This window comes from Leptospirillum ferrooxidans C2-3 (assembly GCF_000284315.1).
Taxonomy (GTDB): domain Bacteria; phylum Nitrospirota; class Leptospirillia; order Leptospirillales; family Leptospirillaceae; genus Leptospirillum; species Leptospirillum ferrooxidans.
In genome coordinates this window covers 982,008-1,002,124 of record NC_017094.1, presented here as the reverse complement: position 1 = coordinate 1,002,124, position 20,117 = coordinate 982,008, and the positions used below count along the sequence as shown (strand labels likewise).

Below are 20,117 nucleotides of genomic sequence, written 5' to 3'. Positions count from 1 at the left end.
AAAGATCTACCCCATTTTTGAGGATTTTTCACGAGTGGAATCGGCCTCCTGGATAAAAGAATGTCCGACAAACACGCACATGAGCCCATGTCGCAGAACTCCTTTTTTCATACAGTCAGACACGATGGCTTCCCCTTTTTCTCTTTTTGTCCATTTTTCGATAGAGCGTTCTGGGACTCACTCCGAGCTTGAGGGCCAGATCCGAAAGCGGCTCCTCGCTCCTGGACAGGACCCAGTCAAGGTATCGTCCTTCCGCTTCCCGGAGGGAAAGAAGCTGTTTGGATTCCTCCCAAGACGATATTTCCGGAAGACTCTCCTGAAGGTCAGGGAGATGGTCCGGAGTGATCGTCTCTCCGTCTGAGAGAATGAGGGCCCGTTCCAGAATGTTTCGGAGCTCCCGGATATTCCCCGGATACGAGTGGCCCAAAAGAAGGGACCTTGCATCCTCATCGATCAGAACAGGGTGATCCGAAAACCGTTTCATGACACTCTCGATCAAAAGAGGGATATCTCCTTTCCTGTCCCGAAGCGCCGGAAGCCTGATCGGGAAAATGTTCAGCCTATAGAAGAGATCCTTCCGAAAACCCCCCTCCTCGACCATCCGTCTCAGATTCCTGTGGGTTGCAGAGATCAGCCGAATATCCGCCTTGATGGGATCAACCCCGCCAACCCTTCGAAAAATATTGGTCTCAAGCAGTCTCAAAAGTTTGACCTGCATCGACAGGGGCAACTCCCCGACTTCATCGAGAAACAAGGTCCCGCCCCTTGCCGCTTCAACAAGACCGATCTTTTTCCCCTGGGCACCGGTAAAAGCTCCCTTTTCATGGCCAAACAGCTCACTTTCGATCAGTGTCTCCGTCAATCCGGAGCAATCGACCGTAACAAAGGGCTTCTCCCGCCTTGGAGAAAACTGGTGAATGGCATGAGCGACCAGCTCCTTGCCGGTTCCGGTCTCCCCTTCCAGAAAAACCAATGTATTTTTTGAGGCCACTTTATGGATAAGGGAGAGCATTTGCAGGAACATCGGAGAATGACCGACAAGCCCTTCATGGGAAGCGCTCCGGGAATCCAGCGGAGATGGGTGGATCTTCTCGAGGTAGAAAACCTCCTGGCTCACAGGATCCACTCCCGGCCACAGTTCAACCTCCACAACATGGGGACCGGTTGGGCTCTGATGCACATGGGTCACACGATGGGCACCATGATCGGCAAGAACCGCGGAAAGAGGACAGTTCTCGCCCATCTGATCGCATGGAACAGAATATCCGTGAGAAAGCTCGTGACATTTTTTGCCCGCAATATCACTCACTTTTCCGGAAGGATAAAGCGTCATGTATGACCTGTTCGCCGCCAGAACCTGATAGGACGAATCGAGAGCAATCATCGGCTCTGAAAACGCATTCAGAATGGATGAAATTGTGATCGCCAGTGGTTTGTCCTGTTTTTCAGTCGACATCATCCCCCCTTGTCAATTTTGACATGCCAATCTGAACACTATATGCCATTTTTGACACAAAGACAAAATGCAATGAAAAAAAAACCATATCTGAAAGCCATATCTGATCTGGCACCACTATTGCTCCTTCATATTCAACAAAGTCTAAAACCATGGCCGAGGAGATCAAGAATGCCAACCGAGAGCTTAGTGGATCTGTCCCGTTTGCAGTTTGCCATCACGGCCCTTTATCACTTTCTTTTTGTTCCGCTGACATTGGGCATGACCTACATTCTGGTCATCATGGAGACCGTTTATGTCATGACAGGTAAGCCTGTCTACAAGGAAATGACAAAATTCTGGGGAAAACTCTTTGGAATCAATTTTGCACTGGGCATTACGACAGGTCTGACCATGGAGTTCGAGTTCGGAACGAACTGGTCCTATTATTCCCATTATGTGGGAGATATTTTCGGAGCCCCCCTCGCAATTGAAGGTCTGATGGCCTTTTTTCTCGAATCCACCTTTGTGGGACTGTTCTTTTTTGGGTGGAACCGCCTGTCCAGGGGCGGACATCTTTTTGCCACCATCATGACTGCAACCGGCACCAACCTGTCGGCGCTGTGGATTCTGGTGGCCAATGGATGGATGCAGAACCCTGTGGGAGCCCAGTTCAATCCGGATACCATGAGAATGGAGGTCAACAGTTTCTGGGAGCTCTTCCTGAACCCCACAGCCCAGGCCAAGTTTGTCCACACCGTAAGCGCAGGCTATGTGACCGCATCCTGTTTTGTTCTGGGAATCAGCGGCTGGTACCTCCTCAAAAAGAGACACTTCGAAGTGGCCAAACGATCCTTTCGCATCGCAGCGGCGTTCGGTCTTGCCGCCACAGTGTCCGTGATCATTCTGGGAGATGAGTCCGGCTACCTCGATGGCATTGGACAAAAAACAAAGCTTGCCGCGATGGAGGCCATGTGGGAGACCGAACCGGCACCCGCTTCCTTCAATCTTGTTGCCATTCCCGATCAGAAAAACATGAAGAATGATTTCCAGATCAGGATTCCCTGGGCGCTTGGGCTGATCGCCACCCGCACCTATGACACGCCCATTCCCGGGATCAAGGAAATCGTGGTTTCCAACGAGGCAAAGATCAAAAAGGGCATTCTCGCGGTCACCGCACTTGAAAAACTCCGGAAGGACCCCAAGAACGCGACTCTCAGAGCAGAGTTCATGGCTGAAAAGGAAAATCTTGGTTTTGGACTTTTACTGAAAAAATACAGACAAGACGTGGCTCTTGCGACACCTGAACAGATCCATCAGGCTGCATTGGACACCATCCCCAGAGTGACACCGTTATTTTGGGCATTCCGGGCTATGGTGGGACTTGGATTTTTCTTTCTGGCCCTTTTTGCTGCCTCTTTCTACTATTCGGGCAAAAGCCGGTGCGACAAAAAAACATGGCTTTTGAAACTCGCCATTTTCTCCATACCCCTTCCCTATGCCGCAAGCGAGCTTGGGTGGTTCGTCGCGGAATATGGACGACAACCCTGGTCCATTTACGGCGTTCTCCCCACATTTCTCTCCACTTCATCCCTGACAACCAAAAGTCTCGTCTTCTCACTCGCGGGATTTACACTTTTTTACACGGTTCTTCTGGTTGTCGAGCTGGGCCTGATGAGAAAATACGCCAAAATTGGCCCCGTATCAGAACTCTATTCTGAAACCGACACACAAAAGGGCGTTTCCGGAATGCTTGAAAAAGGAGACATCCATGTTTGACTACGGAATGCTCAAAGAGCTTTGGTGGGGACTGGTCGTTCTCCTGCTCTCGGGATTTTTTATCATGGACGGATTCGACATGGGGATCGGATTTCTTCTGCCGTGGATCGGAAAAAGCGATATCGAACGGAGGGTCCTACTGAACAGTGTCGGTCCCCACTGGGAAGGGAACCAGGTCTGGTTTATCACCGCTGGTGGAGCTCTTTTCGCAGCGTGGCCCATTGTCTATGCAACCGCCTTCTCGGGATTTTATGTGGCAATGCTTCTGGTGCTGTGGGCCCTTTTTTTCAGGCCGGTGGGATTCGATTATCGGAGCAAGATTGAAAACCCCAAATGGAGATTATTCTGGGACACAGGTCTTTTTATAGGAGGAACCGTTCCGGCCCTCGTTTTTGGCGTCGCACTGGGAAACCTCTTTCTAGGTGTTCCCTTTCGACTCGACAACCTCATGAGATCTTTCTACGAAGGAAGCTTCTGGGAGCTGCTGAACCCGTTCGGACTTGCTGCTGGAATCCTCTCCCTTTGCATGATCTCGCTCCACGGTGGCGCCTACCTTATGATGAGGACCCAATCGGTCCTTCACCAACGGGCTTCAAAGGCTGTCCGATATCTCTCTGTTTGTACCGGAGTCCTTTATGCGGCTATCGGCCTCTGGGTTGTCCGCATCCCGGGATACAGGATCCTCTCCGGCCCCGGCCCCCAGGACATGCCGAATCCCCTTGCCAAGACCGTGGTCCGGGAACAGGGTGCCTGGCTCAACAACTTCCATGCGCATCCGAACCTCTGGGGGATTGTCATCACCGTTCTGGCAGGAAGCTGTCTTGCCTTTCTGGGAGGGTGGTTCAAAAATGGCAGACTCGCCTTCACCGGATCAACCCTGACAGGAGTGGGTGTGATCCTGACCGCTGCCGTTTCTCTTTTCCCTTTTATTTTGCCCTCGAGCCTTGATCCGGGATCCTCTCTCACCGCATGGGACGCCACCTCGAGCCGACTGACACTCCTGGTGATGTTCTGGGCAACCGTCATTCTCACGCCAATCATCATCATTTATACAAGCTGGGCCTACTGGGTGCTTCGGGGCCCGATCACCGTGGAATCCGTCCAACGGGAAGAACACACTCTTTATTAAAGGAAGGAGTCAGAAACATGTGGTATTTCGTATGGATTGTGGGGGTTACGATGGCTGTTACCCTTTCGGTGATGCATGCGCTGTGGTTTGAGATACAGGAAGACCAGGTCACGATCGATCGATTGAGGGTTGATGGGAAGTACTGACAAGACTTCTTCTTGCCAGAATCCGGGTCATGGATCCGGAAAAGTGTTATGGATCAAATCAGGTTCACAATAGCCAAAATGGAGGAATTCACATGACAATATCGAGCCAGGTCAAGGAAATTGTAGTATTGGGCGCCGGAACGGGCGGAATGCCGGCAGCATATGAACTGGCATCCACGTTGGGAAAGAAGGTTCATGTGACCGTCATCAATGCTTATGACTTTTTCCAGTTTGTCCCATCAAACCCATGGGTGGCGGTTGGGTGGCGAACACGCGCCGATACCACTTTTCTGATTCGACCCTATCTTGAGAAGAAAGGGATCACATTCATTGCAAAGGCAGCAGTCGCATTAAAACCAAAAGAAAACTCCATAGAGCTTATCGATGGAGAGATCATCCGATACGACTACCTCGTCATCACAACAGGACCAAGACTGGCCTTTGACCTGATCGAGGGTGCCGGCCCAGAGGGATTTACCCAATCGGTTTGTTCGGTCGATCACGCCGAAAAGGCCTACGAAAAACTGGGAGAGTTTTTAAAAAACCCCGGCCCCGTCGTTGTCGGAAGCTTTCAGGGAGCCAGCTGCTTTGGGCCGGCCTATGAATATGCGTTTATTCTTGATCGTCACCTTCGAAAGCTCAGGATGAGAAACAAGGTTCCCATGACATTTGTGACAAGCGAACCCTATATTGGACATCTGGGGCTTGGAGGGGTCGGGGACTCCAAGGGTTTGCTGGAATCCGAATTCAGGAATCAGGACATCAAGTGGATTACCAATGCCAAGGTCACCAAGGTTGAAGACCAGATGATGCATGTCGAGGAGGTGGGACAAGACGGGAATACGATCCGGACCCACGACATTCCATTCAAGTATTCCATGATGATTCCGCCTTTCCGGGGCAACAAGGCCGTTGCAGCCGTGACCGACATGGTCAATCCGGGTGGTTTCGTCATCATCGATGACTACCAGAGAAGCAAGGCCTACAAGAATATCTATTCAGCCGGAGTATGTGTCGCCATTCCACCGGTTGAGACAACCCCCGTTCCGACAGGAACACCCAAAACAGGCTACATGATCGAATCGATGGTGACCGCTATCGTCCATAACATCAAGGCGGAGATTGAAGGACGGGAACCCGACACAAAGGGCACATGGAATGCGATCTGTCTTGCCGATATGGGAGACACCGGAGCAGCATTCGTAGCGCTTCCCCAGATCCCCCCCAGAAATGTCGCCTGGATGAAAAAGGGCAAATGGGTTCATCTGGCAAAAATCGCCTTTGAAAAATACTTCATCAGAAAGATGAAAACAGGGAGTTCTGAACCGATCTACGAAAAATACATGCTGAAAGCTTTGGGAATCGAACGGTTACAGCAGTAGAGGATCGCCCCCCGGGACAGAAAAGCATTCCGGGGGGCATCATGATGAGAACGGTCGGCAACAGGGTGACAAGGGCCTGTGCATTCCTATTTGTTCAAAAACGGGGGAGCTCCTCCGTTAGTTTGCCCTTCGGGGTTCTGCCTCCCCTTTTTTACAAAACTCTGCTGAAAAACGAATGCCAGCAAGGGAGATCAAGAGGTTTCTGATGTTGCAGGTGGGTTGGAACGCTCCCAAAAACCTTGCTCCCGAAGAACATCATGGACAAGATCCACCGCCAGACTATACACTGGCATTCCTCCGACAATTGCCCCTGTTTCACAAACCCCGTAAAGCTCGGCGGGTGTCGCTCCCGCCTTCAGGGCCCCCCGCACATGGAGCATGGCCGCCGCCCGATTGCCTTGCGCCAAAAACATTGCCAAATGCACCAGTTGTTGTGTTTTGCGGTCAAGGGGATTGTCATGGATCATCTCTTCCCGAAATCGTTCGATAGCCCCGATAGAGTCCGGCTTTCCTGAAAGCCCCGCCAGGCTGAACCTTTTTTCAATATTTTCAGGAACAAAACCCAGAAGATCCCTATACCGGTTTCTGATATCGTCGTCACTCATCCCAGCACCTTTCCTTTTTCAGGCCATTCCATATACTCCGGGGCTTGCATCCCTTGCTGGCGCATTACCAAATCGATCTGACCCAGATGATAGGCATGATGTCCAAGAATAGACCAGAGAAATCCCATAACCGTATATTTCCGGTCCACAAAAACAATCTCTTTGCCGAGAGTTTCCGATGACAGATTCTGAAGGCGCTGCAGATTTTCCGAAAAACTTTTTCTGTAGCTCAAAACCAGAGTTTTCCCGTCGGAGACGTTCTCCAGGTCGGAGGCCCTTCCCGGCAGGGGAAGTGTTGCACCCGGAGGCAAGGCATCAATCGCACCGATCCAGAAACGTTCGGTGTGCAGCATATGTCTCACCAGAGCGGAAATCGTGATTTTCTGTATCCTGGTTCCGAGGTAAAGGGCATCAGAGTCAACAGGAATGGCGGTCCATTGGGCCATTGACAGATCATGAACTCTCCCGCTCCTAAGCGCTTTGCGCTGTAGGAGGGGTTTCCGATCTCGCGAGCGGAAGTTCCTCTTTCGCCGAGGATGCGCGAAGGCGTTTGGTCCTTCGCGTCTTATCGTCCTCTCCGGAGGCTTTGACTTCGGACCGTTCCGGCCCTAGTGTTTTGAGTTTTCCGATCCCGCACCGCCGAATCGTCTTCTGCGGGACTTTCCCTTCCAGAAGAAGACGAATGCCCCTCTTGGCGATGACACGGCTGGCGTTGAGATCGGCGTTGTCCGCGAGTCCACAGCGCTGGCAGACGAACCCGGCCTGGGAAGGCCGGTTGTCCGGATGAATGTGCCCGCACCGGGCGCATTCCTGCGAACTGAATTGAGGAGAGACCTTGATGACGAGCTTTCCGGATCTCCGGGCTTTGTAGGACAGGAGCACCACGAACAGACCCCAGCAGGACGACAGGATCGCCCAGTTGAGTCCGGCCTTGGCGCGGGCTCCGTTCCGGACATTCCGTCCGGATTCGTCCTTTTTCGGCTCAGGGCTCCTCGTCATGTTTTTGACCTTGAGATCCTCAACAACGAAAAGGGTCCGGTCGGGATCGGACACAAGGTCGCGGGTGGCCTTGTGGATCACGTCCTTGCGGACGTTCTTGGCATACTCGAAGGACCGGGCCAAGCGTCGTTTCGTCCTCTTCCGGTTCTGCGACCCTTTTTGTTGCCGGGCGAGTTTTCGTTGCCAGCGTTTCCGTGTCCGTTCCTTTTTCTCCATCCGGGCCTTCTGGATGTCGGAAAAGTCGATTCTCCGGCCGGAGCTGGCCATCACCGGAATCGTCACGCCCCGGTCGAAGCCCAGGGTTTTGCCCTCAAGCTCTTCTTCCGAAAACATCCGGAGCCAGGAGACCGTGTCCTCCTCCTTCGGTTCCGGGAGTCCATCCTCCGAGGAGAAGGAGATGAACCACTTCCCCGCCTCGACCGAGACGTGAAGCGAGGCGGGACGGGAATACGGGGTCTGGGCCTTGAAGGACAGAACCCCGAGCGGGAATTTCTTTGTTCCCAGAATCAGTTCTCCGCATTGCGTTTCATCGTTGGTCCGGAAGGAGAACAGTTCGGAGGTGATCCAGACCGACTGCCGTCCGTCCTTCCCCTTGAACGTGGGCCGCCGGGCCAGGCCGGAAAAGAAGCGGGCGTAGGCTTGTTTCCACCGGACTGCCCCGTTGCGGAGGATCGGGGAGGGAACCTCCCGGAGCCAGGAGGTCTCCGGTCCGATGAACCGGGCGTACTCCTGGTCGACGGGAACGGGCGTTCCCGAAAGAGAGACCGCTTTTTTGGCGAAGGCCCGGTAATACCGGTCTTCGGACACCTTGGCGTTGTAAATGAACCGCTGGTGTCCGATCCATTGAAGCAAGATCTTTTCTTGGGCGGGAGTGGGATACGCACGGAAGCGCTTGCCGGTCTGCATGAGAGCATGTTACTCTTGGCAACATGAATATTCAACTGAACAGATCAAGCTCTCATGCCGTTTATTCTCTTAAGCTACACATTGTCTTTGTGACAAAGTATCGGCGCAAGGTGCTCTCTCCGGATCTTCTGGAATATTTACAGAGCGCCTTCGGCGAGATCCTGTCGGACTGGCGATGCACCTTGCTGGAATTCGGAGGGGAAGCGGATCATGTGCATCTTCTGGCGGAGATCCACCCAGCCCTCAACATCTCCACACTGATCAACAATCTGAAAACGGCCTCGGCCAGACGGGTTCGCAATCGTTTTTCGGACCATCTGAAGCCATTTTACTGGAAGCCGTATTTCTGGCATCGGGCCTACTATGTGGGGAGTGTAGGCGCAGCGACACTGGAAACGGTCCGTCGCTATGTCGAAAGCCAAGGAACAACTGAAAAAGCGAGAAGAAGAAAAACAAAACCGCCCGCTTGACCCACTCTTGACCCATGGCCTAAGAAGGGGAATGCGCGGGCAAATGTTCAATCTCCTGCATTTGGAACCTCCTTTTCTGATGAAAACAACAGCCAGGAAAAAAATGAAACCACGTTAAATCGTAACATGCTCTACCACCCTCTTGCTGATCTGGCTACCCTTCCGCCACTCCCAACCCTCCAGTCTCCGGGGAAACCCGGAATGATAAATGGCCACCCCGGAAAAGGAAATGAGAAGCAGGATTGTGGACTCACTGGAAAAAGGATTCGAATCGCTGATGGATTGCCAGTCGTCCTATCAGCATACAAAAGGACTCCAGCATGAGATTACAGAAGAGATGAAATTTTCAAGAGAGGTCAACCCTCAAAGAAACCGGCAGAAGCTTTCCCGAACGCTTGCAGTTTACGGGAGACCAGATCGACTACAGGTTGCCCGGCGACAACTATACAACCTCCTGAATCCAAACGACCACTGGAAAGCTTGAAAGGGAGTTCTTTTTATCCGGTCATTCGGGAAAATCGGAAGGATCAAATCTCAAAATGTCGAAAAAGAGCCCCCCCTGGAAGGAATCAAGCTTTCCAGAGGGGTATTTTGACACACTCAGTGTTTCTTGTGTTTGGCCCTTCCATACATTCCCACAAGTGTTGCCTTTTTGATCATCGTCTGATGAATGAAGTACCCGATCAGCGCTGGAGATGCGTTCTCCGGAACATCAAGCTTCGGTGCCTTCAGGGCATAGAGGGTAAAAATGTAGTGATGCGGACGATCTCCAACAGGCGGACAAGGACCTCCGTAGCCCTTTTTACCAAAATCCGTCACCGCCTGAAAGGATCCCTTTGGAAGAGAAGCCCCATCGGAGGTTCCGGCATTTTTGGCAAGATGCGTCGTTGTGGCAGGAAGATCGATCAGGACCCAGTGCCACCAACCCGAACCTGTCGGAGCGTTGGGATCATAAGCCGTGAGGGCCAGGCTTCTCGTCCCCTTGGGAATCCCCTTCCAGTGAAGCTCCGGAGAGATATTCTTGCCTGAGCAGCCGAATCCTGAAAAAACCTGTTCATTATGAATCGTTCCATGATTCTTGAAATCGTTGCTTAAAAGAACCATCCTTGAGGAAGCCTGACTATCGGATGGGTGAATAACTCCCCCCAGAAGAGCCAACAAAACCCCACAAACCAACAGCCCAGATTTTTTCAAAGAGCCGCCGGACACGATTCCAGATGTTCCCAGTTTTCTTTTTTCGATCACGATCGTTTCTCCTTCATCACGATGAAAACCATACGATTCATTGTATTCGTCCTTGATCCAACACTCTTTCAGGACAGGAGATCTGCCAGAAGAACCGCCATATGACGGGAAGAAACATCTCCGGGAAGCCCGTCCGAGAGCTTGATCTGGCAAGCCGGACAGCCTGTCGTCACCGTTTTTGCTCCGGACTGGGCCACGGCCTCCCTTTTTCTTTGAAACACAGCTTCCGAGATTTCCGGATTCTTCAGAAGATAGGTACCGGAACCACCGGCACACCGGTCCGAATCCATCATGGGACGAAAAGCCTCTCCAAAAATCTCCTTCAAAAGTTCGACTGGTTCGGAGACAACCCCAGCCGCTCGCAGATGGCAGGAAGAGTGATAGGAAACAGGAAGGATACCCCCCTTCCTGTTCAGGTTCTGAGCCATTTCCCCCCTGAGGTCACTCGCATCATCCGCCATCATCCACTTTGCAATATGAACCACCCTTTTGGAAAGATCCAGTGCTTTTTTATGTTCTGTCGAACCGTCCGGAAACTGATGGGGCAAATCCTTGAGAGCAAGCGTACAGGACGCACACCCTGTGACAATCTTTTCATAACGAGAAAGACTTTCGAGATTTTCCCGGGCGCAGGATCGTGTCAGATCCCGGTGGCCATAGGTTTCAATCGGGGTACCGGAACAGGTTTGACGGGGAAGGACAACCTGTCCCTTTCCCCGTGACAAAATCCGGATCATGGCCTCCCCGACACCATCATCAAGGTAGTTTGCCGCACAGCCATGAAAATAGGCGACATCCCCCTTGCGCCCCCCCTCTTCCGTCCAATCATGAAAGGAGGATCTCAATGTCTTGCTCCTGAGCCTCGGAAGCTTCAGACCCGCAGGTATCCGCGCATTTTCGGAAACGACCCTGAACAGTTTTCTGGTGATGGCCTCAATTGGGCGACGCAAAGCCGGCCGGTCCCAGAAATTCTGCGTCATCCCCAAAAATTCAACGATGCGGCTGGTCCTCCTTGTCTTTAAAAGTTGTTCGGAAAAAAATCGGGAAACAGGATCCCCACCCCGTTCAGCCCGGGCAGAGAGGACAACTGCGGAAACATCCACCCCTGCAGGACAGATCGTCCGACAGGACTTGCAGTTCAGGCAACCACCCAGAACCGACTCAGGAACCTCCGGAGAGACGGAGGGATCGGTGAGCATCTGAAACCAGCCCCTGGGTCCCATCGCTTCATTTCTCGTGACATCGAAGCTGGGACAGACGGTGTTGCATTTCCCGCAGGTTGCGCAGGACTTCACCACCCGCTCGATATCGATCCCCTCCAGAAAGGACTTTCGGGAGATTTTCACTCCGGGATTGAAGATCCCCTGGGGATCGAAAGACCGCTTTGTGTCGCAAAACATCTGGTAAACCTCAGGTCCGTAAACCGATGGAAGAAATTCCGCCCGGACACGGCCCTCCCCATGTTCTCCGCAGGGAACCCCTTCAAATCGATCGATCACGGTCCGGTGAATTTCCTGGCTGATGTGAAGAAGCCGTTCCATTGAACCAGGCTCCGCAAGATTCATGAGGGGGTTGATATGGGCATTTCCATTCCCTATGTGTCCATAGACCGCGACAGGAACATCCATTCCGGAAAAGAACTCCCTCAAAAACCTCAGAAGCTCCACAAGACGATGGACAGGGACCGCGACATCGTCGGCAAAATTCAGTGGGCGGCGAATACCATCATACCGGTACAATGTCGGGAAAAGCGCATGACGGGCCTGCCACATTCTGAGCTGTTCCCCTGGATCGAAGGAGATTCCGGGAGAGTCGGCCAGACGGATCTTTCCCAGAATCTTTTTGGTTCCCTCGACAAGATCTTCCATGGGCTCGCTGTCGAATTCGATCAGAAGCATCGAGTCGGCCGATGGGGGAATGCCAAAGCGCTCCCGACCGACAAGGTCAAGGGTTCTCCGATCCATCATTTCAAGGGCCGAAGGGCCAAGCTCATTGATTCTGGCAACGGCCGAGCCAAGGTCATCGAGATCCAGAAAATAGGCCAGAACCGTGACGCGACGGCTCGGAAGAGGACGAACCAGAAGCTCGGCACGCGTCACGACACCAAGGGTTCCCTCAGCCCCAACAATCAGACGAGCCGGATCGAAAACCCTTTCCGGATCAAAATATAGCTTCTGGGCCAAATCAAACAGATTGTATCCTGAGGAGTTTTTTGAGACATTCCGGCGTTTTTCGCGAAGAACGGGAGCCCACTCCGCAAGATGATCCAAGACACCCTGAAAACCCGGCGGAAGGGATGCGGGATCCGGGTGCCCGTTCGCCAAAAGGGGTTGTGGAGCGAGCCGGTAGAGATTTCCGTCCGATCCGATCATTTCAAGGGAAAGGATGTTTTCCTTCATGGCGCCATATTTCAGGGCATGAGCACCGGCGGCATTGGTCCCGATCATCCCTCCAATCTGGCAGGCCAGGCCGGAGGATGGATCCGGCGCAAAAAAACGGTCCACAAGAGCAAGACGGTCATTGAGTTCTTTCAGGATCATTCCAGGCTCCACATAAACGGAGCCATCCCCTGCATTTTGGAAATTCCACCGGTTCAATCGGGAGAGCCCGAGAATGATTCCTTCCCCGATTGCCGCTCCTGTAATATTGGTACCTCCGGAGCGAGGGGTCATAGGAATTCCACGGGAGCCCGCCCAGAGAACCACTCTGGCCACTTCCTCCGCATTTTTGGGCAAAACGGCCAGAATGGGATCTTCCCGGTAAATACCCGCATCATATGAGTAGGCCTTCCTGTCCGTTGGGGTCGAAAGAACCCCTTCCGGACCCAGAATCCCCTCAAGATCACGGGCAATGGAAGCCCGTTCAGAGGAATTCATCCGGCACCTTGCCCGTTTGTAACATCCCGATCCCTCCAAAGCGCCACAAGTGCTTCAGGATCCGAGCCCTTGTGCCAGATCTGGGCACCCCTGTTTCTCTCATAGCCCCACTCGTCACCCTCCCCCCCTTTTGCCGCCCTCATGGCATAGATCTGTCCGGAAAGATTATCCAGCATATGTACGGCCATCGCTTCGGGAGTTGCCGGCAAAACAGGGGAACCATAGGCCAATTCCCCGTGGTGGGAGAGAATGAAATGCTGGAGCAGTTTTAAAAGGATCCCGGGAAAATTCGGAACTCTGGAAGCTGTTTTCCGGATAGCATCGCACCCCAAGAACATGTGTCCGAGAAGGCGTCCATCATCCGTATAGGCAAATCCGGGTTGGGCCGAGATCTCCCAGCATTTTCCCAAATCATGAAGAAGGAGTCCCAAAAGAAGAAGATCGCGGTTTAAATGAAGAACCGGTGCGATCCTGTCCCCCATCTCCATAATTTCAAGGGTATGCTCCAGAAGTCCGCCGACAACAGCATGATGGTTCCTTTTGGCGGCAGGAGCCTTTTCCAGAAGGGACCTGACTTCAGGGTCAGCCAAGAGTTCAAGGCCAAACATCTTCAAATGGGGCTCTGACAGGGATTCCATAAAAGCATCCAGCCGGGCCATCCCCAGCCCCGAAGAAAGAGGACTTTGGGGGATATAGGCCTGGATTTCCTCTGGAGAAGCCTTGAGTGGGGTAATCCTTGTCAGCCGGAGCTGTGACTCCTGGTTATGACGCACAACCGTCCCCTCCGCCAGAACAAGCGATCCAGCAGAAAGGGATGGACCCACTCCCCTGGGATCTTCCCAGAGTCTTGCAGGCCACTCTCGAAGCCCTTTTCCCCCTTCACCCTTGAAAACAAGGGTCAGAATCAGGGCGGGAGCCTTTTCTCCCGAACCTGCGTGGCAACTTTTGACAAGAGCCACACCACGAACCTCTTTTGTCTGACTTTTTCCGACAGACGCTCCACCACTGGAGGTTCCCATAGAATCATCCTTTCTTTATAAAATGACAGACTGCCCTTTCCAGATTCTGGGAGACCCTGAGCTTCCTTGGCAAGTCCGGGAGAAACATCCTCCATCACAAAAGCTGGAAAACCTTGCCGAAAAGCCCCCCTTTCGGGAAGGAGCCGTTTTCGGTCTGTCCGGGATCTTCCGGAAGAATGAACAACCCGGTGGCAGATGGAAGAAGCGGGTTGTCCGAATGGACGCGACCAACCGGCTTCTCTCTATTTTTTGTCCCGGAGCTGTATCCGCCAGCTTCCCTCTTCTTGTCTCCACCTTAAGGGAACCGATCCCCCCACAAGTCCCCTCTTCAAAGAGGTTTTCCCAGGAGAAATTCCAGAAAAACAGGCTCTTTCCCGGGATCAGAACCATTTTCCCTTGCATCGGCAGAAAATCCTTGGATATAATCAGAAAGACTGTTCATGCTGTTTCTCCGGTCAATACTTGTTCACAAAACCGGCTTCAGCGGACTCCGGCTTCCCCCCTTGGCCCCGGACAACTCCAATCGCTCCAACCAATTTTCTACAGGATATCCCAAGCAGATGAGCCAATTAAATCAATCGAACGATCCGTTAGCGGAATATATCCCATCTGAAGCCCACACAGATGGTGTCCATTTACCCAAAGATTGCGGGATGACAGGGCCGTTTATCGACCAGGAAAAAGATTCCTGCGCGATTGTCGCCGTTTTATCACGGACGGGAGAACCCACCCACACAACTCTCAGGGAAGCTCTCTCCGGATTACAGATGATGGAACACCGGGCCGGCCAGATCAATAATGAAGGCGACGGGTGCGGCGTTCAAGTCGACATTCCGAGGCACCTTTGGGAGCGGTGGCTCCGGAAGGAAGGCCACGATCCCCAGCTGGCCCATGATCCCCGCTTCATCGTAGCCCATATCTATACACCGCGTGTATCGGAGACAGCCCACAACCCCAAGATGCCGTCGGAATCCTCCTTAAGGGAGGAAATCGCAAGACGTTTCACAGAGAATGGACTCGAGGTCCTGTCCCTTCGAAAAGGTCAGGTCCTTTCCGGACGGATTCCGAAGGAATCGGAAAATGAGCCCCTGTTCTGGCAAGCCGGCCTTCTCGTCAAGGAAGGGCTGATTCCGCGCAAGGTGGCGTTCGATGCCAAGGTCAACATGGAAACGGATGGTCGGATCCATATCGGCTCCCTGTCGGGAGATGTTGCCGTTTACAAGGTCAAGGGAACAAGCTTTGTCCTGGCAGAATACTTTCTCGACTTTCAGGATCCCCAGATGAAAAGCCGTGCGGTTCTGGGCCACAGCCGTTACTCGACCAATACCCTCTCTGTTACGGAAAGGGTCCAGCCTTTCTCCATCCTTGGTCATAATGGTGAAATCAATACCATTGACAAGCTTCGCAGGGAATCGGCCATGCTGGGGATTCCTCCCGTCAAAGGTGGCAGCGACTCCCAGGATCTTGACCGGACCATCGAGGGCCTGATGGTCCAGTTTGGCTTCTCCCTCATGGAAGCGATGGAGATCGTGTTTCCACCGATTACCCACATCATTTCGGCACTTGACCCCAAAATGCGGCAGATGTATTTCCTTTATCGCAGGTTTCTTGGACCACTGGCCCAGGGACCGGCAGCCATCATTGCCCGATATGAAAATGAGGTGGTTTTTTCTGTAGACGCACTCGGACTGCGGCCCATGTGGCTTTTTGAGACCAGAGACATGACGATTGTCTCCTCCGAACGGGGCATTATCCCTTCCTCAAGGATGATCCGGCAGCCGAAACCATTCGCTCCCGGGGAAAAGATGGCTTTTTTCCTTGACAGGGGCACACTCTCCCCCATGATGTACCCCGAAATCCAGGAGACACTCTACAGCCGGTACTCTGAACGATTTCATCCCAAGATTCCGACCTATGTCCGGCCTGAAAACCTGCCTCTCCCCTCTGTTCCGGAAATCCTGCAGTATCCGGCCGGGACATCGGTTGGAATGCTTCCTGCCGCATCCCTCTGGAATCCATTTGGCTATTCGACCGACGATCATGAGATGATCTCATTTTTTGCCCAGACCAGCTTCGAACCCATCGGATCCCTGGGATTCGACGGACCGCTTGCAGTGCTTTCCAAGGACCGGACAAACATTCCCGATTACTTCAAGGAAAATGTTGCGGTTGTGACCAATCCTGCCATTGACCGGGAAAGGGAGATGGAACACTTCTCACCGAGAATCGTTCTGGGACCACGGCCCCTTTTCGGGAATCAGGTGCATACTCCCAGAGGTCTTGACCTGGCGTTGCCGATTCTTCTGGGAGGAGACATGGGGGAACCCCTCTTGCCTCCTGATCGATACAGGGCACTTGCAGACCGTCTGGGGATCCACCTGCTGGAAGATTTGCCAAGACATTTTCCCCAAAATCATATCCGGACCATTTCGTCGACCTTTCTTCAGAAGGAAACGATGAAGGAAGCGCTTGAACGCATCCACAAGGAGGCGATTGCCCATGCGGAGTCCGGGGCTGAAATCCTTATCATCGACGATTCGAGAGCCCTCCTTCCGGGCCATCTCTGGATTGACCCGGCACTCACGACAGCACTTGTCGACCGGGCACTCAGAAAATCTCCCCCTGTCGGAAACACACCCAACCTCAGGAGGAACCTCTCCATCATCGTTCACTCCGGATCGATCCGGAACCTCCACGACACGATCTTCACCTTCTCGATCGGTGCAGATGCCATCAATCCCCATATCATGTTTGAAACAGCCCTGACTCCGGTCAAGGGAGAGAAAGTCTTCGACCTTGATGAGCGGGAGCGACGCATCGAGAATGTCGTGGGAGCCCTCAAAAAGGGAATTGAAAAAGTGATCTCCACCATGGGAATCCACGAGATGCGCGGATATGGCCGTCTGTTTTCCTCTATTGGTGTCGGCCTTGAACTTTCGGAAATCTTTGCAACGCCACACTTTCTTGGCGGCGAAAAAGTCGGACTCTCAATCGATCGCCTCGAACAGGAAGCGCGCGCCCGGGCCCCCTACTTCCACGGGGAAAAAACGGAAAAACTTTCCAAAACCTATCATCTGTACCCGAAGGTCTGGAAACTGGCAGGAGATGTTGCCAATCAGAAAGAGCCCTACAGCAAGTATCAGGACAAGCTTTCCGCCGTCGAGATCGAAAATCCGATCTCCCTTCGCCACCTTCTCGACATCGCACCCGGAAAGAACACTGTTCCTGTTGAGTCGGTGGATCTCAAGGTTGGAGATCAGGATTATCCCTTCATCATCAGCTCCATGTCCTTCGGCTCCCAGGGAGAGGTCGCCTACAGGGCCTACGCGGAGGCTTCCGAGCAGATGAACATCATCTGTCTCAATGGAGAGGGCGGAGAAATTCTCGAGCTGATCGGAAAATACCCCAAGAGTCGGGGACAGCAGATCGCATCCGGCCGCTTCGGCGTCAATATCGCCCTTCTGAATTCTTCCAACCTTGTGGAAATCAAGATCGGACAGGGAGCCAAGCCTGGAGAAGGAGGGCATCTTCCGGGAAAGAAGGTTTCCGCCAAAGTGGCAAATGCCAGAAAAGCCACGATGGGGGTCGATCTCATCTCTCCCTCCAATAACCACGACCTTTACTCCATCGAAGACCTTGCCCAGCTTGTCGCCGAACTGAAAAGCGCCAATCCGAAGGTCAGGGTTGCAGTCAAGGTGCCTGTCATCTCGGGAATCGGCACCATCGGCATCGGTATCGCCAAAGCCGGAGCGGATATCATCACCGTCAGCGGGTTCGATGGCGGAACCGGCGCCGCCCGGATGCACGCTCTTCGCTATGTGGGACTGCCGGTGGAAATTGGAGTCACGGAAGTTCATCGGGCCCTTCTTTATGCCGGCCTCAGGGACAAGGTTGAAATATGGGCCGATGGGGGTCTCAAGTCCTCCACAGATGTCCTGAAAATCATGTGTCTTGGCGCCAACAGGGTCGGATTCGGGACGCTCCCCATGGTGGCCATTGGCTGTACGATTTGCCGGGAATGCCAGATGGATACCTGCCATGTGGGCATAGCCACCCAGATCGAAACAGAAGAACAGGCCAATGAACATGGCCTGAAAAGATTTGTCCCCCGGGACTTTGAATTTTCGGTCAGGCAACTCAAGCACTTCTTTACCGGAATGGGTGAAGACCTTCGCCGGATTCTGGCTGAAATCGGTGTGGAAAGAGCGCAATCCATCGTTGGCGAAACAGGCCATCTGATCCAGATTCGCCATTTCGACCGTATCGATCTGACCCCACTCTTGAATCCTTCCTCCTACAATCTTGATCCGGAAGGCTTCTGCGGCTTGTCTCCACAGGAAGAAGGGGTCACCCTTGGAGAAAAAATCACCTCTGAGGTGGAAAGATCCCTGAGACTTCACCCAAGAGCCGTAACGGTCCAGGTGGATCGAACCACATCAATGGACCGAAACATCGGGACACATCTTTCGGGCGTCCTTCATCGGGAATATCCGACGCACCCGATGGTAACGCTCCTCATCAACAACGGATCGATCACAGGAAACGGCATGGGAGCCTTCATTAAAAACAACATGACAATCCGCGTTACCGGGGGAGCCCAGGACGGCGTCGGAAAAGGTGCCATGGCCGGACGGATTGTTGTACTGAAAGCCAAAAACGAAGAAGGTCAATTCGTAGACGGTTCCGTTGGGAAATCCCTCGCTTACGGCGCGCAGGGCGGACGTTTTCTGATACAGGGAGATTGCGACTCCCGTGCGGGCATCCGGCTTTCAGGGGCAGAAATGGTCATTGGCGGAAGAATCACGGCCCCCATAAACGACCACGTCGGGCATCTGGGAATTCACTCCAACATGAAAGGATTTGCCTTTGAGTATATGACCAATGGCAGGGCTGTCGTGCTGGGAGATCCCGGACCCTGGATCTGTGCAGGGATGACCGGAGGAACGGTCTATCTGCTGAAGCAGCCCAAATGGGGATTCGACGAGGAAGCGATTCGCCGCCGCATTGCAAAGGGTTCGAAGGTTGTCATTCTTCCGATCACAAAAGAGGACGAGGGGCTTGTTCGGGGACTTCTGGAAGACTACGCGGGAGAAATTGTCGCATCAGGCCAGGAAGAGGAAGCGAAGTGGCTTTCCTCCATTCTCAGTTCCGACCTCCGGAAAAACTTCATCAGGATTATCCCGCAATCACTCCAGGTCGAACAGACCGTTTCAACCGAGTAAAAAACGGAAAACGCCCCCGGAAAAACCGGGGGCGTTTCATCATCGCAAAAAAAGTCTCCCAAGCAAGGCCCCTACACGGACAGTGTTGAGACCATACCCGGAGCGAGCTTCTTCACATCAAAACCCAGAACCGAAAATTCCGCAACTCCAGACAAGGAGTAAGGATCCCCCTCAATCATTTCCATAAGGGATTCCCGACTGTTGGCGCGGACCCACAAAATCCCTCCATCCCCCGTCTCCAGGGGACCTGAAGCCAAAAGCATTCCGTTCTCGATAAAACCGTCGAGATAAGCCCGATGGGACTCCACAACAGCCCCGACCTCTTCCCTGGATTTTGCGTAACGGATGACAACGGTATACAAGACCACACTGACTCCTGACTGTTATGCCGGATAGACAAGAATTGACTTGATCGGAACGGGAGCAACTCTCTCCCGGCCACCGATACCGGTGAGTTCAATGGCCACAGATACGCAAAGGACTTCCCCTCCCTGCTTTTTGATCAGATCGATCGCAGCACGGGCTGTCCCTCCGGTGGCGAGCAAATCGTCCACAAGAAGAACCTTGTCCCCGGGCTTGATCGCACCAGCCTGGACCTCAATCGTATCAGTCCCGTACTCAAGCTGGTAAGACAAAGAGGAAACCTCGCCGGGAAGCTTGCCTTTCTTTCGGACCGGAACAAACCCCGCCCCGATCCTGTCCGCGATCGGAGCTCCGAGAATAAATCCTCTCGCCTCAATGCCCACAACCTTTTTAATGGAATCAGAGAGATATGGTTTGGCCATTTCGGCAATCAATGCCCTAAACGAAACCGGATCCTGAAAAACCGGCATAAGATCATAAAACAGAATCCCTTTTTTGGGAAAATCCTGAACACGTCCAACGATTTTGTCAAAATCCATGA

16 protein-coding genes are annotated in these 20,117 nt (G+C 53.0%); 7 read left to right on the top strand and 9 right to left on the bottom strand.

Annotated features, from left to right (window positions below):
* Positions 1-115: 115 nt before the first annotated feature.
* Positions 116-1,456, bottom strand: a complete 1,341-nt coding sequence (locus LFE_RS05195; RefSeq protein WP_014449203.1) for a sigma-54 interaction domain-containing protein — start codon at positions 1,454-1,456, stop codon at positions 116-118.
* 171 nt (positions 1,457-1,627) lie between these two features.
* Between LFE_RS05195 and LFE_RS05190 the strand changes: the two genes are divergently transcribed.
* From LFE_RS05190 to LFE_RS05175, 4 genes are all read left to right on the top strand, one after another.
* A complete protein-coding gene (locus LFE_RS05190; protein WP_014449201.1) occupies positions 1,628-3,214 on the top strand; it encodes a cytochrome ubiquinol oxidase subunit I in 1,587 nt (528 codons plus the stop codon).
* Positions 3,207-4,343, top strand: a complete 1,137-nt coding sequence (gene cydB, locus LFE_RS05185; protein WP_014449200.1) for a cytochrome d ubiquinol oxidase subunit II — start codon at positions 3,207-3,209, stop codon at positions 4,341-4,343. Before LFE_RS05190 ends, cydB begins: the two co-directional genes overlap by 8 nt.
* A 17-nt stretch (positions 4,344-4,360) precedes the next feature.
* Positions 4,361-4,489: a cytochrome bd-I oxidase subunit CydX gene (gene cydX / locus LFE_RS05180; protein ID WP_014449199.1), complete on the top strand. Its 129-nt coding sequence runs from the start codon at positions 4,361-4,363 to the stop codon at positions 4,487-4,489.
* 92 nt (positions 4,490-4,581) lie between these two features.
* On the top strand, positions 4,582-5,871 hold the full coding sequence (locus LFE_RS05175; RefSeq protein ID WP_014449198.1) for an NAD(P)/FAD-dependent oxidoreductase: 1,290 nt from the start codon (positions 4,582-4,584) through the stop codon (positions 5,869-5,871).
* Between the two features lie 191 nt (positions 5,872-6,062).
* Here LFE_RS05175 and LFE_RS05170 read toward each other — a convergent pair whose 3' ends face one another.
* From LFE_RS05170 to LFE_RS05160, 3 genes are read right to left on the bottom strand one after another with little or no spacing between them, the layout of a single operon-like run.
* Positions 6,063-6,476, bottom strand: coding sequence for a carboxymuconolactone decarboxylase family protein (locus LFE_RS05170; RefSeq protein WP_014449197.1), 414 nt, complete (start codon positions 6,474-6,476; stop codon positions 6,063-6,065).
* Positions 6,473-7,045, bottom strand: coding sequence for a DinB family protein (locus LFE_RS05165; RefSeq protein ID WP_269763959.1), 573 nt, complete (start codon positions 7,043-7,045; stop codon positions 6,473-6,475). The genes LFE_RS05170 and LFE_RS05165 overlap by 4 nt, the downstream gene beginning before the upstream one ends.
* Positions 6,948-8,381 (bottom strand): RNA-guided endonuclease InsQ/TnpB family protein, encoded by a 1,434-nt coding sequence (locus LFE_RS05160; RefSeq protein WP_014449195.1) that lies wholly within the window; start codon positions 8,379-8,381, stop codon positions 6,948-6,950. Before LFE_RS05160 ends, LFE_RS05165 begins: the two co-directional genes overlap by 98 nt.
* A gap of 23 nt (positions 8,382-8,404) precedes the next feature.
* On the opposite strand from LFE_RS05160, the gene tnpA reads away from it, so the two are divergent.
* Positions 8,405-8,851 carry an IS200/IS605 family transposase gene (gene tnpA, locus LFE_RS05155; RefSeq protein WP_041774042.1) on the top strand — a complete coding sequence of 149 codons (447 nt, stop codon included), beginning with the start codon at positions 8,405-8,407 and terminating at the stop codon, positions 8,849-8,851.
* Positions 8,852-9,059: 208 nt separating this feature from the next.
* Positions 9,060-9,335: a hypothetical protein gene (locus tag LFE_RS05150; RefSeq protein ID WP_014449193.1), complete on the top strand. Its 276-nt coding sequence runs from the start codon at positions 9,060-9,062 to the stop codon at positions 9,333-9,335.
* 116 nt (positions 9,336-9,451) lie between these two features.
* Here the strand turns inward: LFE_RS05150 and LFE_RS05145 are convergent, their stop codons facing one another.
* The 3 genes from LFE_RS05145 to LFE_RS05135 all read right to left on the bottom strand — a co-directional run bounded on the left by LFE_RS05145 (position 9,452) and on the right by LFE_RS05135 (position 13,991).
* Complete coding sequence (locus LFE_RS05145) at positions 9,452-10,096, bottom strand: YbhB/YbcL family Raf kinase inhibitor-like protein (protein WP_014449192.1); 645 nt, start codon at positions 10,094-10,096, stop codon at positions 9,452-9,454.
* A gap of 68 nt (positions 10,097-10,164) precedes the next feature.
* Entirely contained in the window at positions 10,165-12,972 is a 2,808-nt protein-coding gene (locus tag LFE_RS05140; RefSeq protein WP_014449191.1) for an FAD-binding and (Fe-S)-binding domain-containing protein, read from the bottom strand.
* On the bottom strand, positions 12,969-13,991 hold the full coding sequence (locus LFE_RS05135; protein WP_014449190.1) for an HD domain-containing protein: 1,023 nt from the start codon (positions 13,989-13,991) through the stop codon (positions 12,969-12,971). The genes LFE_RS05140 and LFE_RS05135 overlap by 4 nt, the downstream gene beginning before the upstream one ends.
* A gap of 560 nt (positions 13,992-14,551) precedes the next feature.
* Here LFE_RS05135 and LFE_RS05125 point away from each other — a divergent pair.
* Positions 14,552-19,213: a glutamate synthase-related protein gene (locus LFE_RS05125; RefSeq protein ID WP_014449189.1), complete on the top strand. Its 4,662-nt coding sequence runs from the start codon at positions 14,552-14,554 to the stop codon at positions 19,211-19,213.
* A gap of 71 nt (positions 19,214-19,284) precedes the next feature.
* Here the strand turns inward: LFE_RS05125 and LFE_RS05120 are convergent, their stop codons facing one another.
* Both LFE_RS05120 and LFE_RS05115 read right to left on the bottom strand, forming a co-directional pair.
* Positions 19,285-19,575 (bottom strand): YciI family protein, encoded by a 291-nt coding sequence (locus LFE_RS05120; RefSeq protein WP_070100199.1) that lies wholly within the window; start codon positions 19,573-19,575, stop codon positions 19,285-19,287.
* Between the two features lie 21 nt (positions 19,576-19,596).
* Positions 19,597-20,115: an adenine phosphoribosyltransferase gene (locus LFE_RS05115; RefSeq protein ID WP_014449187.1), complete on the bottom strand. Its 519-nt coding sequence runs from the start codon at positions 20,113-20,115 to the stop codon at positions 19,597-19,599.
* Positions 20,116-20,117: the final 2 nt, after the last annotated feature.